The organism is Paraburkholderia phenazinium, assembly GCF_900142845.1.
Classification (GTDB): domain Bacteria; phylum Pseudomonadota; class Gammaproteobacteria; order Burkholderiales; family Burkholderiaceae; genus Paraburkholderia; species Paraburkholderia phenazinium_A.
This window is the reverse complement of the sequence record NZ_FSRU01000003.1, coordinates 722,712-735,985: the sequence shown is the minus strand read 5'-3', so window position 1 is coordinate 735,985 and position 13,274 is coordinate 722,712. Positions and strand designations below refer to the sequence as shown.

Sequence of the window (13,274 nt, the reverse complement as noted above, 5' to 3'; positions counted from 1 at the left end):
GTTGCATTGTACCGCGCGGCGCTCGCCGCCGAAGCTGGCCGAACGGCCAGGGTGCGCTTTGGCGCGCGGCGTGCGAAGCTTTACCCCACAGCACGCCCGGCGCCTCGCTTTCCATCAGGCCTTCGAAAGCGCCTTCAGTGCGAGCTTGATGCCTTCGGACACCCCCGTGCCCGCCGGCACGTTCTTGACGGCGGCCAAGGCTTCTTTTTCGGAGTAACCCAATGCGAGCAGTGCGTTCAGGATATCGGAGGCGTGGTCGGATGCCGACACCGCGCCCGCCATCGCGCCCAGGTCGGCGCCGATCTTGCCCTTCAGTTCGAGAAGCAGGCGTTCCGCCGTTTTCTTGCCGATGCCCGGCACGCGCGTCAGGCGCGCCGCGTCCTGCATCGTGACGGTCTGCGCCAGTTCGTGCACGCTCATGCCGGAGAGCACGCCGAGCGCCATGCGCGCGCCGATGCCGCTGATCTTCAGCAGTTCGCGGAAGGTGGCGCGCTCTTCGGCGGTGCCGAAGCCGAACAGCAGATGCGCGTCTTCCCGCACGATCAACTGGGTGAGCAGGACCACCCGTTCGCCGGTCGAGGGCAGGTTGTAGAACGTGCTCATCGGCACGTCGACCTCGTAGCCCACGCCGTTGCAATCGACGAGCAGGTGGGGCGGATTTTTTTCCAGCAGGACGCCGGCAATGCGACCGATCATGGCGGGTTCAATCGTGAGAGAAAGGGCGAGTGTAGCGCAGCGCGGGGGCGCCCGGACGCGGCAGGCGTTAGCCCACCAGCCGCCCGCGGCGCACCCGCAGGCCCTTCTTGGCGAGCGAGGGTGCGATGCCGCCCAGCGTGCTGAGCGTGCTGCCGCTGTGGGCATGGCAGATCGCCATGCCGAGGGCATCGGCGGCGTCGGTGCCGGGCACGCCGGCGAGGTTCAGCAGACGCACCACCATCTGCTGCATCTGCTCCTTGGTCGCGCGGCCGTAGCCCACCACGGCCTGCTTCAGTTGCAGCGCGGTGTATTCGGCTACCGGCACGCCGCCCGCCACCAGCCCGCAGATCGCTGCGCCGCGCGCCTGGCCGAGCAGGAGCGTAGATTGCGGATTGACGTTGACGAACACCTTTTCGATCGCGGATTGATCGGGGGCGTGCTGGCGGATCAGCGTGGAGATGCCTTCGAAGATCGTGCCGAGGCGCGACGGCAAGTCGGCGTCAGCGGTCTTGATGGTGCCGCTTGCCACGTAGGTGAGCTGATGACCGTGCTGGTCGATCACGCCGAAACCGGTCACACGCAAGCCGGGGTCGATGCCGAGAATTCTCATGAGATGCGCTGCGAACTAAGTGCCTGCGATACTACAACGAACGGGACGCGCGGCGGGGTGCGCAAGCCGCCGAGCCGCGAATAAAGCTTCGCCACGCTTGCGGCAGCCGGACGAAGTAAGGGCGAGGCATAAGTAGTCGGGGCAACCGGAAACAGCCGAGGAGGCAGGCATGGAGCGCTATCGAAATCTAAGCGGTGACTCGGGCGTCGAGGCTTACGCGCTCGGCGTCGGCTGTATTGCGGTTCGCTTCAGATCCGGTGTGACCTATTGGTACACAGATGCGAGTGCCGGAGCCGATCATGTGGCGGAGATGAGCCGACTGGCTCAGCGTGGTCTGGGTTTGAGCACATACATCAGCACCCACGACGAGGTGAGCGCTGGTTACGCCAGAAAAGACCCCGACGATTGAGCGGCGTACGCGCAAGCGAAGCCGCGCGCACAAGACAAAACGGCCCGGCAGAAAAATCTGCCGGGCCGTTTCGTTTCGCGTGGTTCATGCGACCAGGAGGTGTGGCGCGCCGGCCTTGCAACAGCGCACAACGCAGCATCGCCGGGTCAAGCAGGCATCAATGCCGGAAGTGACGCACGCCGGTCAGCACCATCGCAATGTTGTGCTCGTCGGCGGCAGCGACGACTTCATCGTCGCGCATCGAGCCGCCCGGCTGGATCACGGCGGTTGCGCCTGCGGCGACCACGACATCGAGACCATCGCGGAACGGGAAGAACGCGTCCGACGCCACCGCCGAACCTGCCAGCGTCAAGCCCGCGTTCTGCGCCTTGATGCTCGCAATCCGCGCCGAGTCCACGCGGCTCATCTGGCCTGCGCCGACGCCGAGCGTCATGCCGTTGCCGCAGAACACGATAGCGTTCGACTTCACATACTTCGCCACGCGCCAGGCGAACAGCAGATCGTCCATTTCCTGCGGCGTCGGATGACGCTTCGTAACGACGCGCAGTTCGTGCGGCTGCACGTTGTGCGAATCGAGCGACTGCACCAGCAGGCCGCCGCCCACGCGCTTCAGGTCGAACGCGTTATGGCCTTCGCCCAACGCGATTTCCAGCAGACGCACATTCTTCTTCGCTTCGAACACCTGACGTGCTGCCGCGCTGAACGAAGGCGCAATCAGCACTTCGACGAACTGCTTGGCCACCGCTTGTGCCGCTGCCTCGTCCACTTCGCGGTTGAAGGCGATGATGCCGCCGAACGCCGAGGTCGGATCGGTTTGCAACGCCTTGGCGTAGGCTTCGTGCGCATCGGCGCCCACCGCCACGCCGCACGGATTCGCATGCTTGACGATGACACAGGCCGGCACGTCGAAAGTCTTCACGCATTCCCATGCTGCATCGGAATCGGCGATGTTGTTGTACGACAGTTCCTTGCCTTGCAACTGCGCGTAGTTCGCCAGCGCGCCGGCCGGCACCGACAGGTCGCGATAGAACGCGGCGCTCTGGTGCGGGTTTTCGCCGTAGCGCAGGTCCTGCACCTTGTCGAAGGCCAGATTGAACGTAGCAGGGTAGGTGTTGCGCGACGCATGCTGCAGTTCTTCGGTCAGGCTCGTCAGGTAGTTCGTGATCGCACCGTCGTACTGCGCGGTGTGCGCGAACACCTTGGTGGCCAGACGGAAGTTCGTCTTGTACGACACAGCGTTGCTGTTCGCGCGCATTTCTTCGAGCACGACCGCGTAGTCCACAGGGTCGACTACCACCGTTACGTCGCGATGATTCTTCGCCGCGGAGCGCAGCATGGTCGGACCGCCGATGTCGATGTTCTCGATCGCGTCTTCCAGCGAGCACTCTTCCTTCGCTACCGTCTGCACGAACGGGTACAGATTCACGACCAGCAGGTCGATGGTCGGAATATCGTGCTTCTCAAGCGCTGCCATGTGCTCCGGCAGGTCGCGGCGCGCGAGGATGCCGCCGTGCACTTTCGGATGCAGCGTTTTCACGCGCCCGTCGAGCATTTCCGGGAAGCCGGTGTAGTCGGCCACTTCAGTGACGGCGAGGCCCGCGTCCGCGAGCAGTTTCGCGGTGCCGCCGGTGGACAGGATCTTGACGCCGAGGTCCGACAGCGATTTGGCGAAATCGACGATGCCGGACTTGTCGGAAACGGAGATGAGCGCTTGCTTGATCATGATGAAGAATGAGAAGCCGAAGGTGGACGTGGCAGGGGCGCCAAAAAACTACAACGAGCTACAGCAAACCGTGCTGTTGCAGCTTCTTGCGCAGCGTATTGCGGTTGATGCCGAGATACTCGGCGGCCAGCGACTGATTGCCGCCGGCCTGCTCGAGCACCACCTCGAGCAACGGCTTTTCGACACACGAAATAACCATGTCGTAGACGTCATGCGGATTGGAGCCGTCGAGGTCCTGGAAGTACATGCCCAGGCTGTCGCGGACGGATTGTTCGATATTGTTCTTGCTCATGCTGCTAGTCGGTCGGAGTGGTCCGGCTCGCCGTTCGGGTTGACATCCTCTTCCACGTAGACGAGGCGGTCGGAGAGCGCCTTTTGGGCGTCGAAGAACTCGTTGACGGCGAGAAGTTGTTCGCGCGTCGTGTCCAGCGTATTCATGCGGTGCCGGAACACATTGGCGCCAGAAAGGCCGCGAGTGTACCAGCCGATGTGCTTGCGCGCAGTGCGCACGCCCGTAAATTCGCCATAGAACGCGTAGTGATCTTCGAGATGCTCGTTCATCACCTGCTGGATCTCGTCGATGCGCGGCGGCGGCAACAGCTCGCCGGTTTGCAGGAAATGCTCGATCTCGCGGAACAGCCACGGGCGGCCCTGCGCCGCGCGGCCGATCATGATGGCGTCGGCGCCGGTAGCGGCGAGCACCTCGCGGGCCTTCTGCGGCGTGGTGATGTCGCCGTTGGCGACTACCGGGATGCGCACCGCGGCCTTCACCGCGGCGATGGTTTCGTATTCGGCGTCGCCGTGATACAGGTCGGCGCGGGTGCGGCCGTGCACCGTGAGCATCGAAATGCCGGCGTCTTCGGCCAGATGCGCGACGCTCAGCGCGTTCTTGTTGTCGCGGTTCCAGCCGGTGCGGATTTTCAGCGTGACGGGCACCGCATCCGGCCCCACGCCCACTGCGCCCACCACCGCCTCGACGATTCGCTGCACCAGCGGCTCGTTCTGCAGCAGCGCGGAGCCGGCGGCCACATTGCACACCTTCTTGGCGGGACAGCCCATGTTGATGTCGATGATCTGCGCGCCGTTGGCGACGTTGTAGCGGGCCGCCTCGGCCATCATGGCCGGATCGGCGCCGGCGATCTGCACGGCAATCGGCTCGACCTCGCCCGCGTGATTGGCGCGGCGCATGGTCTTCTCGCTTTTCCACAACTGCGCGTTCGACGCGACCATTTCCGACACGGCATAGCCCGCGCCCAGCCGCTTGCAGAGCTGGCGGAACGGCCGGTCGGTCACGCCCGCCATGGGGGCGACGAACAGGTTGTTGCGCAGATTGTGGGAGCCGAGAGTGGGCATGGCAGGGACGCAACCGCCGGACATCAGCGTGATGGGGGCGGGTGCGAAATACGAGGGAAAACCGCTATTTTAGCGTTAACGGAATCGCGACACCCGACTTGAGGCTGTCGTAACCCATTAAATCTTCTATGAAAGTGCACGGGTTCATAGAGCCGCGGAACGCGAATGACCCGAAGAGCTAGCGACGTTGCCCGAACATCATCTGCCGGGCCAGCGCGGTTTTGACCGGCGGCACGAATTCGAGCGCGGTCAGCGCGAGTCCGCGCAGCGCAGCGAGCGCGGGGAAGTCCACCGTGAAGAGACGGGCGAGCGTGTCGGTTGAGCGGATCGTCAGGCGCCGGTCGAGCGAACGGCGCTGTGCGAACGCGGCCAGCGCGAGCGGCGTCGCGCCGTGCTGCGAGAGCGCGTCGGCGAGCGCATGCGCGTCGCGCAGTCCCAGATTCAACCCTTGGCCCGCCACCGGATGCAATGTCTGCGCCGCATTGCCGATTGCGACGACCCGTCCCTTGACGAGCGTATCGAGCGCGTTAAGGCCGAGCGGGAACGCCGCGCGGCCCTTGATCTGCGTGAAGCGGCCCATCCGGTCGCCAAAAGCCGTACCGAGTTCGCGCAGGAACGCGTCGTCCGGTAGTTGAGCCCGGCGTGCCGCTTCGTCCGGCGAGCAGCACCAGACCAGCGCGTAGTCGGCGTCACGCGCGCCGCCCGTGGGCAAGAGCGCAATCGGCCCTTGGTCCGTGAAACGTTCCCACGCGACATGCGGACGCGGCGCCGCCACGCTGACCGTGCCGACCAGGGCGGTTTGCCCATAATCCCGCGTGCCGCCGGCGCTGCCGCTTTTCTTCTGCTGCTCCTGGAACAAGCCGCCTTCGGCGTTCACCAGAATACGCGTGCGCAGGTTGCGCGGGCCTTGCGCGGATTCGACCGGCAACGTCACGCCGTCGTGTTCCTGAACCGGCGCTTGCGCCGAGGTGGACTGCAGCCAGTGCACGGCGGTCGGCCGTACGGCCTCGGCGAGCGCCTGCACGATCGAACCGTAGCGCAGCACATAGCCGAGCGCGGGCAGGCCGTGCTCGGTGTGATCGATCAGCGTGCGGCCGAAGTGCCCGCGCTGCGACACGTGGATGCGGTGAATCGCCGTGGCGTCCGCCGGCCAGCGCAGCGGCTCCAGAATCATGCGGCTGCCTTGCGAGACGGCAATCGCCCGCGGATCGCCGAGCGCGTCTTCAGGCTTGCGCGCGTCGATCAGCGCAATCGACAGCGCCTGGGTCGCGCTGCGGCGCGCGAGCCAACCGGCCAGCGCCAGCCCGACCGGCCCGGCGCCGACAATCGCCACGTCGAAGTCGAACGGCACCTCGGGCGTATCAGGTGAGCCTGGCTGCGGCACACCGGCCGGTTGAGAAACGTCGTTCATGGGCTATCTATCGCTTCGGTCTGATCACGCCTGCCGCGCAGCGCCGGCCGCAGCCTGCGCTTCCTGCATCAGCGCTTCGATTTCGTCGGCCTTGACCGGCACGTCGCGCGTGAGCAGCTCGCAACCGTCCGGTGTGACGACCGCGTCGTCCTCGATGCGGATGCCGATGTTCCAGTACTGCTCAGGGACGTTTTCTGCCGGGCGGATGTAGAGCCCCGGTTCGATCGTCAGCGCCATCGACGGCTTCAGGATGCGCGAAGGCAGTGCGCCTTGTGCATCGCGCGGCGCACCGCGCTCCCGGTAGTCGCCGCAGTCGTGCACGTCCATGCCGATCCAGTGGCTGGTGCGGTGCATGTAGAACGGCGCATAGGCGCGTTCCTCGATCACGTCGTCGACCGAGGAGAAAAGCCCCCGCTCGATGATGCCCGTGTCGAGCAGCCCCTGCGACAGCACGCGCAAGGCCGCGTTATGCGGGTCGTCGAAATGGGCGCCTGGGCGGGTGGCGGCAACCGCGGCTTCCTGCGAGGCGAGCACGATGTCGTACAGCTCGCGTTGCGCCGGCGTAAAGCGGCCGTTCGCCGGGAACGTGCGGGTGATGTCCGACGCGTAGCCGTCGAGTTCGCAGGCGGCGTCGATCAGGATCAGGTCGCCGTCTTGTGCGATGGTGTTGCCCGCCGCGTAATGCAGCACGCAGGCATTGGCGCCGGCGGCGACGATCGAGCCGTACGCCGGCCCTTGCGCGCCGTATTTGCGGAACGTGTACAGCAGCTCGGCCTCGAGTTCGTACTCGCGCACGCCGGCGCGGGACGCGGCCATGGCGTGACGATGCGCGAGCGCCGAGATCTCGCCGGCGCGGCGCATGATGGCCAGTTCGTGGCTGTCCTTGAAGAGACGCATCTCGTCGAGGAGCGGCAGGAGGTCGTGCGCGGCGGCCGGCGCGGCGACGCCGCTGCGGCCCTTGGCGCGCACCGCGTCGAGCCAGCGGCGCACCTGTTCGTCGAGCTGGGCCGAGCTGCCGAGCGCGTAGTGCAGCGCCGGCTTGTCCGCGAGGATGAGCGGCATCTGGCTCTCGATCTCCTCGACCGCAAACGCCGCGTCGAAGCCGAACGCCTCGCGGGCGGCCTCGGGACCGAAGCGGAAGCCGTCCCAGATCTCGCGCTCGGCATTCTTGGCGCGGCAGAACAGGATCGACGCCGGGCCGTTCTCGCCCGCGCTGGCGTCCAGCACGAGCAGCCCTTGGGGCTCGGTAAAGCCCGTCAGGTAGTAGAAGTAGCTGTCGTGCCGGTAGGGATAGTCGGCGTCCCGGTTGCGCACCACTTCGGGCGCGGTGGGGACGATGGCGACGCCGCCGCCTGCCGCGCGCAGCGCAGCTAGCACGCGCTCGCGGCGCTTGCGGTAAACGTCGATGGCGAGAGTGGGTTCGTTCGGCTGGTTCATGGCGCAATTGTAGCGCCCAATCGGCATCCGGATTCGGCGCCCTGGCCATCCGGCCAGGTGGACGGGCGGCGCAGGAAGCTGCAATGTTGCAATCCGTCCACAGCTCCGGTGGGCGTTGTTCCGGAAGATGGGGCGCGGCACTCAGGAGGGCCGTCAACCAACGTATACTTCCGCCCAATTCCAGAAGCAGAAAAGGCAGATGTGATGATGAAACTCATCGGTTCGCTCGGCAGTCCGTTTGTCCGCAAGGCGCGGATCGTCTTTGCCGAGAAGAGGATCGACTACAAGCTGGTGCTCGAAAACGTCTGGGCGCCGGACACCACCATCCATACCTTCAACCCGCTCGGCAAGGTGCCGTGTCTCGTGATGGAGGACGGCGAGGCGGTGTTCGACTCGCGTGTCATCTGCGAATACGTCGATACGCTGTCGCCGGTCGGCAAGCTGATTCCGCCGTCGGGGCGCGAGCGCGTCGAGGTGCGCTGCTGGGAAGCGCTCGCCGACGGGGTTCTGGATGCGGCGGTGCTGATCCGCCTGGAAGGCATGCTGCGCCCGGCCGAACAGCGCTCGGACGGCTGGCTGGCGCGCCAGCAACGCAAGATCGACGATGGCCTCGTGGCAATGTCGCAGGGGCTCGGCGGCAAACCGTGGTGCGCGGGCAATCGCTACACGCTCGCGGATATCGCCCTGGGCTGCGCGCTCGGCTACCTGGATTTCCGCACGCCGGGTCTGAACTGGCGCGAGTCGTATCCGAATCTCGACAAGCACTTCCAGAAGCTGTCGCAGCGGCAGCCGTTCATCGATACTTTCCCGGCGGACTGAGCGGCAGGCTGAGCGGTGGACCGAGCGCGGCTGCGCGAGCACGACGGACGGACGGACGGCGGCCAGGCCGTGCCGCCGTCCGCAAGCCGCGCGTCAGGTCGCCGCGAGTTCCACCTTCGGCGCAAACGACTCGGCGCTCGCCACCGGCCACCACTTTTCGTACAGCGAGTAGCGGTAGTTACCGTTCAGCAGATCGTTCGGTTCGAGGTACTTCAGCAGATCCGACATCAGGCTGACCTCATGCGACGACACCCGCCGCACGATGTGATGCGCGCGCAATTCGGCCGGATGCTTGAGACCGGCGGCCTGGATGATTTCCTGCAGTGCGTGCAAGGTGTTGTGGTGGAAGTTGAGGACCCGGTCGGACTTGTCCAGCACCACCAGTGCGCGCTGGCGCACCGGATCTTGCGTCGCAACCCCGGTCGGGCAGCGGCCCGTGTGGCAGGTCTGCGCCTGGATGCAACCCACCGCGAACATGAAGCCGCGTGCCGAGTTGACCCAGTCGGCGCCGATTGCGAGCGTCTTGGTGATGTCGAAGGCGGTGATCATCTTGCCGCTTGCGCCGATGCGAATGCGCTGCCGCAAGCCGATGCCGACCAGCGTGTTGTGCACCAGCAGCAGCCCTTCCTGCAGCGGCACGCCGACGTGATCGGTGAATTCGAGCGGTGCGGCACCCGTGCCGCCTTCCGCGCCGTCCACGACGATGAAGTCCGGCAGGATGCCCGTCTCCAGCATCGCTTTGGCGATGCCGAAGAACTCCCACGGATGGCCGATGCACAGCTTGAAGCCGGTCGGCTTGCCGCCGGACAGCGTGCGCAGGCGCTCGACGAATTCGAGCAGGCCGCGCGGCGTCGAGAATTCGGAGTGCGTGGCGGGCGAGATGCAGTCGCGGCCCATCGGCACGCCCCGCGTCTCGGCGATTTCCGGCGTGATCTTGGCCGCCGGCAGCACGCCGCCGTGACCCGGCTTCGCGCCTTGCGACAGCTTCACTTCAATCATCTTCACCTGCGGCTCTTTTGCCTGCCTGGCGAACTTGTCGGCATTGAAGGAGCCGTCGTCGTTGCGACAACCGAAGTAGCCCGAAGCAATTTCCCAGATGATGTCGCCGCCATGCTCGCGGTGATACTTCGACATCGAGCCTTCGCCCGTGTCGTGCGCGAAGTTGCCTTTCCTGGCGCCGAGGTTGAGCGCCATGATGGCGTTGGCCGAGAGCGAGCCGAAGCTCATTGCCGAGACGTTGAAGATCGACATCGAGTAGGGTTGCGCACGGTCCGGGCCGACCACCACGCGGAAGTCGTGACCGTCGAGCTGGGTGGGGGCGAGCGAGTGGCTGATCCACTCGTGCGCTACCGCCTTGACGTCGAGTTCGGTGCCGTACGGGCGGCTGTCGACATCGTTCTTCGCACGCTGATAAACGATGCTGCGCTGGGCGCGCGAGAACGGCTTTTCGTCGGTGTCGTCTTCGACGAAATACTGGCGGATCTCAGGCCGGATGAATTCGAACATGAACCGGAAGTGGCCCCACAACGGATAGTTGCGCAGGATCGCATGGCGTTCCTGGGTCAGATCGAACAGACCGAGCGCGACGAGCAATGCGGGGACGATGATCCAGAACCACGACAGATGATGTGCCGCGGCGAGCGCCGCGCAGGCAACGAGCAGCACAACTGCACACCACATGGCGAGGTAACGTCGAGAAAACATGGGGACTCCATTGCAGAGAGCGGTTAACCGCTGATTGTTATGTTGCTGCGCCGCTTATCGTTTTGCCTGTTGTACTGCTCGTTGCACAGCTCACCGCACGACTTATCGCGCGGTGAGCAGCACAGCGGTCTGCGGCTGCCGCACGGCCGGCTGCGCGGTCACCGCATGTTCGATGATGCCGCCGCCCAGGCAGATCTCGCCATCGTAGAGCACGGCCGATTGCCCTGGTGTGACAGCCCATTGCGCGTCGGCGAAATTGAGCGCGAAGTGGCCGTCCGCCTCGCCCGCCGTGCTGAACGTGCAGGCCGCGTCGGCTTGCCGGTAGCGCGTTTTCGCGCCGCAGGCGAAGTCTTCGGCGGGTGAGCGGCCGGCTACCCAACTGGTATTGCCCGCGCTCAGCGTGTGGCTCAGCAGCCATGAATGATCGTGGCCCTGGGCAACATACAGCGTGTTCGACGCAATCTCCTTGCCGGCCACGAACCACGGCTCGCCGCTGCCTTCCTTGCTGCCGCCGAGCCCAATGCCCTTGCGCTGGCCGAACGTGTAAAACGCGAGGCCGATATGCTCGCCGACCACCTTGCCGTCGGTGGTTTTCATCGGACCCGGCTTGGTGGGCAGGTAGCGGTTCAGAAAATCGCGGAACGGCCGCTCGCCGATAAAGCAGATGCCGGTCGAATCTTTTTTCTTCGCGTTCGGCAGGCCGATCTGCTCGGCGATCTCGCGCACTTTCGTCTTGGGGATTTCGCCGAGCGGAAACATCGTCTTCGACAACTGCGCCTGATTGAGGCGGTGCAGGAAGTACGACTGATCCTTCGTATGGTCCAGTGCCTTCAGCAGTTCGAAGCGGCCTTCGACCTCGCGCACGCGCGCATAGTGGCCGGTCGCGATGGTTTCCGCGCCGAGCGACATGGCGTGGTCGAGGAAGGCCTTGAACTTGATTTCGGCGTTGCACAGCACGTCCGGATTCGGCGTGCGGCCGGCCGAGTATTCGCGCAGGAATTCGGCGAACACGCGGTCTTTGTATTCGGCGGCGAAGTTGACCGCTTCCACGTCGATGCCGATCAGATCGGCCACCGAAACGACGTCGATCCAGTCCTGCCGCGTCGAGCAGTACTCGCCGTCGTCGTCGTCTTCCCAGTTCTTCATGAAGAGACCGACGACGTCGTAACCTTGCTCTTTGAGCAGCCATGCGGTGACCGACGAATCGACGCCGCCCGACATGCCTACTACGACTTTCTGCTTGCTCATGGGTTGCCTGACTTGCTTGATCGGGTGGGCCCGACCGAATGCGTATGCACGAAGTCGAGCGGGAAACGCCGGCCTGCGAGGTAATCGTCGATACAGCGCATCACGAGCGGCGTGCGATGCCGCTCGGGACAGGCGCGCAACTCGTCGGCGCTCATCCACAGCGTGCGGACGATATCGGGATCGAGCGCGCGGTGAGCCTCGGCCTCGCCGACGCTGCCGCAATACGTGAAGCGCAGATAGGTGACGCCGGCTGCGGCCGGGCGCTCGAAATGCGTCATGTAGACGCCCACCAGCGCCTCGGGCGTGAACGGATGCGCGGATTCTTCGAGCGTTTCGCGCACGACCGCCTCGGCGAGCGTTTCGCCCGCTTCCAGATGGCCGGCGGGCTGGTTCAGACGCAGCCCGTGGTCCGTGTGCTCCTCGACGAGGAGAAAGCGTCCGTCGCGCTCGACGATGGCGGCCACGGTGACGTGCGCAGCCCAGGTTTCGGGATTCATGGGGCGGTATTTTACCGTCTATGGCGGCTGGCTGCCGGGAAGCGGCGGTTCGGGCGCCACTGCGGACCCGTGCGGCTCCCGCCGGCCCCCCGGATTGTCCCTGATTTCGGTGCGCCCCCCGGTTTCGGTTAAAGTGGCGTCGTAGCCGTTGCAATTGCAAGCCGGCGTCCCTCGTCGGCAGCTCTGTCGTAATAACAGCAAGGCCGAGGAGGAGTCAAAGATGCACATCGGAGTGCCAGCCGAGACGCGAGCGCACGAGTCACGCGTTGCCGCCACCCCCGAGACGGTCAAGAAATACGTATCGCAGGGCCACCGGGTCACGATCCAGAGCGGTGCCGGAACCGGCGCCAGCTTCCCCGACGAGGCTTTTAGCGCGGTCGGCGCGGAGATCGTCGACGCCGCGACCGCATTCGGCGCCGATCTCGTTCTCAAAGTCCAGTCCCCGACCGAAGCCGAATTGCCGCACCTGAAACGCGGCGCGGTGCTGGTCGGCATGCTCGATCCTTTCAATGCCGACAACGCGGCGCAGCTCGCCGCGGCCGGCGTCACGGCGTTCGCGCTGGAAGCCGCGCCGCGCACGACCCGCGCGCAAAGTCTCGACGTGCTGTCGTCGCAGGCCAACATTGCCGGCTACAAGGCTGTGCTGCTCGCCGCCGACCTCTACCCGCGCTTCATGCCGATGCTGATGACGGCAGCCGGCACCGTGAAAGCGGCGCGCGTGCTGATACTCGGCGCCGGCGTGGCGGGCTTGCAGGCGATCGCGACCGCCAAGCGCCTCGGCGCCGTGATCGAGGCCTCGGACGTGCGACCGGCGGTGAAAGAGCAGATCGAGTCGCTGGGCGCCAAGTTTCTCGAGGTGTCGTACGAGACCGACGAGGAACGCGAGGCCGCGCAAGGCGTCGGCGGCTACGCAAAACCGATGCCGCCAAGCTGGTTGCAACGCCAGGGCGCGCTGGTCCACGAACGCGCCAAACAGGCCGATATCGTGATTTCGACCGCGCTGATTCCGGGCCGTCCCGCACCGACGCTGATCTCCGTCGACACCGTGCAGGCCATGAAACCCGGCTCGGTGCTGATCGATCTGGCCGCGGGCCGCGGCCCCGAGTACGAAGGGCGGCGCGGCGGCAACTGTCCGCTGACCGAGCCGGACAAGATCGTGGTCAAAAATGGCGTGCAGATCGTGGGCTTTACGAACCTGGCGTCGATGGTGGCCGCCGATGCGTCCTCGCTCTACGCCCGCAACCTGCTCGACTTCCTGAAGCTGATCATCGACAAGGAAGGCGCACTCAACATCGATCTCGCGGACGACATCGTCGCGGCCACGCTGCTGGCCCGTGACGGCGCAGTCACGCGCAAGGCATAAGGAC

General features: G+C 65.5%; 13 protein-coding genes. 3 read left to right on the top strand and 10 right to left on the bottom strand.

Annotated elements, in window-relative coordinates; genetic code table 11:
• Window positions 1-114 precede the first annotated feature (114 nt).
• The gene (gene ruvA / locus BUS12_RS36970) at window positions 115-696 is read right to left on the bottom strand and encodes a Holliday junction branch migration protein RuvA (protein WP_074302427.1); all 582 of its coding nucleotides are present in this window, start codon (window positions 694-696) and stop codon (window positions 115-117) included.
• Window positions 697-763: 67 nt separating this feature from the next.
• Complete coding sequence (gene ruvC, locus BUS12_RS36965) at window positions 764-1,306, bottom strand: crossover junction endodeoxyribonuclease RuvC (RefSeq protein WP_074302425.1); 543 nt, start codon at window positions 1,304-1,306, stop codon at window positions 764-766.
• Between the two features lie 169 nt (window positions 1,307-1,475).
• Between ruvC and BUS12_RS36960 the strand changes: the two genes are divergently transcribed.
• Window positions 1,476-1,715, top strand: a complete 240-nt coding sequence (locus BUS12_RS36960; RefSeq protein ID WP_074302424.1) for a hypothetical protein — start codon at window positions 1,476-1,478, stop codon at window positions 1,713-1,715.
• 157 nt (window positions 1,716-1,872) lie between these two features.
• Here BUS12_RS36960 and purH read toward each other — a convergent pair whose 3' ends face one another.
• The 5 genes from purH to BUS12_RS36935 all read right to left on the bottom strand — a co-directional run bounded on the left by purH (window position 1,873) and on the right by BUS12_RS36935 (window position 7,639).
• Window positions 1,873-3,438 (bottom strand): bifunctional phosphoribosylaminoimidazolecarboxamide formyltransferase/IMP cyclohydrolase, encoded by a 1,566-nt coding sequence (purH, locus tag BUS12_RS36955; RefSeq protein WP_074302422.1) that lies wholly within the window; start codon window positions 3,436-3,438, stop codon window positions 1,873-1,875.
• A 58-nt stretch (window positions 3,439-3,496) separates the two neighbouring features.
• Window positions 3,497-3,730 (bottom strand): Fis family transcriptional regulator, encoded by a 234-nt coding sequence (locus tag BUS12_RS36950; protein ID WP_007180440.1) that lies wholly within the window; start codon window positions 3,728-3,730, stop codon window positions 3,497-3,499.
• On the bottom strand, window positions 3,727-4,791 hold the full coding sequence (gene dusB / locus BUS12_RS36945; protein WP_074302421.1) for a tRNA dihydrouridine synthase DusB: 1,065 nt from the start codon (window positions 4,789-4,791) through the stop codon (window positions 3,727-3,729). The genes BUS12_RS36950 and dusB overlap by 4 nt, the downstream gene beginning before the upstream one ends.
• 178 nt (window positions 4,792-4,969) lie before the next feature.
• Window positions 4,970-6,202, bottom strand: a complete 1,233-nt coding sequence (locus BUS12_RS36940) for a UbiH/UbiF/VisC/COQ6 family ubiquinone biosynthesis hydroxylase (RefSeq protein ID WP_074302419.1) — start codon at window positions 6,200-6,202, stop codon at window positions 4,970-4,972.
• 24 nt (window positions 6,203-6,226) lie between these two features.
• Window positions 6,227-7,639: an aminopeptidase P N-terminal domain-containing protein gene (locus BUS12_RS36935; RefSeq protein WP_074302417.1), complete on the bottom strand. Its 1,413-nt coding sequence runs from the start codon at window positions 7,637-7,639 to the stop codon at window positions 6,227-6,229.
• Between the two features lie 204 nt (window positions 7,640-7,843).
• On the opposite strand from BUS12_RS36935, the gene BUS12_RS36930 reads away from it, so the two are divergent.
• A complete protein-coding gene (locus BUS12_RS36930) occupies window positions 7,844-8,458 on the top strand; it encodes a glutathione S-transferase C-terminal domain-containing protein (protein WP_074302415.1) in 615 nt (204 codons plus the stop codon).
• A gap of 93 nt (window positions 8,459-8,551) precedes the next feature.
• Here BUS12_RS36930 and BUS12_RS36925 read toward each other — a convergent pair whose 3' ends face one another.
• The 3 genes from BUS12_RS36925 to BUS12_RS39560 all read right to left on the bottom strand — a co-directional run bounded on the left by BUS12_RS36925 (window position 8,552) and on the right by BUS12_RS39560 (window position 11,907).
• Complete coding sequence (locus BUS12_RS36925) at window positions 8,552-10,162, bottom strand: FMN-binding glutamate synthase family protein (protein WP_074302414.1); 1,611 nt, start codon at window positions 10,160-10,162, stop codon at window positions 8,552-8,554.
• A gap of 102 nt (window positions 10,163-10,264) precedes the next feature.
• Window positions 10,265-11,410, bottom strand: coding sequence for a tRNA 2-thiouridine(34) synthase MnmA (gene mnmA, locus BUS12_RS36920; protein ID WP_083640843.1), 1,146 nt, complete (start codon window positions 11,408-11,410; stop codon window positions 10,265-10,267).
• Window positions 11,407-11,907, bottom strand: a complete 501-nt coding sequence (locus tag BUS12_RS39560) for an NUDIX hydrolase (protein ID WP_074302410.1) — start codon at window positions 11,905-11,907, stop codon at window positions 11,407-11,409. Before BUS12_RS39560 ends, mnmA begins: the two co-directional genes overlap by 4 nt.
• A gap of 220 nt (window positions 11,908-12,127) precedes the next feature.
• On the opposite strand from BUS12_RS39560, the gene BUS12_RS36910 reads away from it, so the two are divergent.
• Window positions 12,128-13,270 (top strand): Re/Si-specific NAD(P)(+) transhydrogenase subunit alpha, encoded by a 1,143-nt coding sequence (locus tag BUS12_RS36910; RefSeq protein ID WP_074302409.1) that lies wholly within the window; start codon window positions 12,128-12,130, stop codon window positions 13,268-13,270.
• Window positions 13,271-13,274 lie beyond the last annotated feature (4 nt).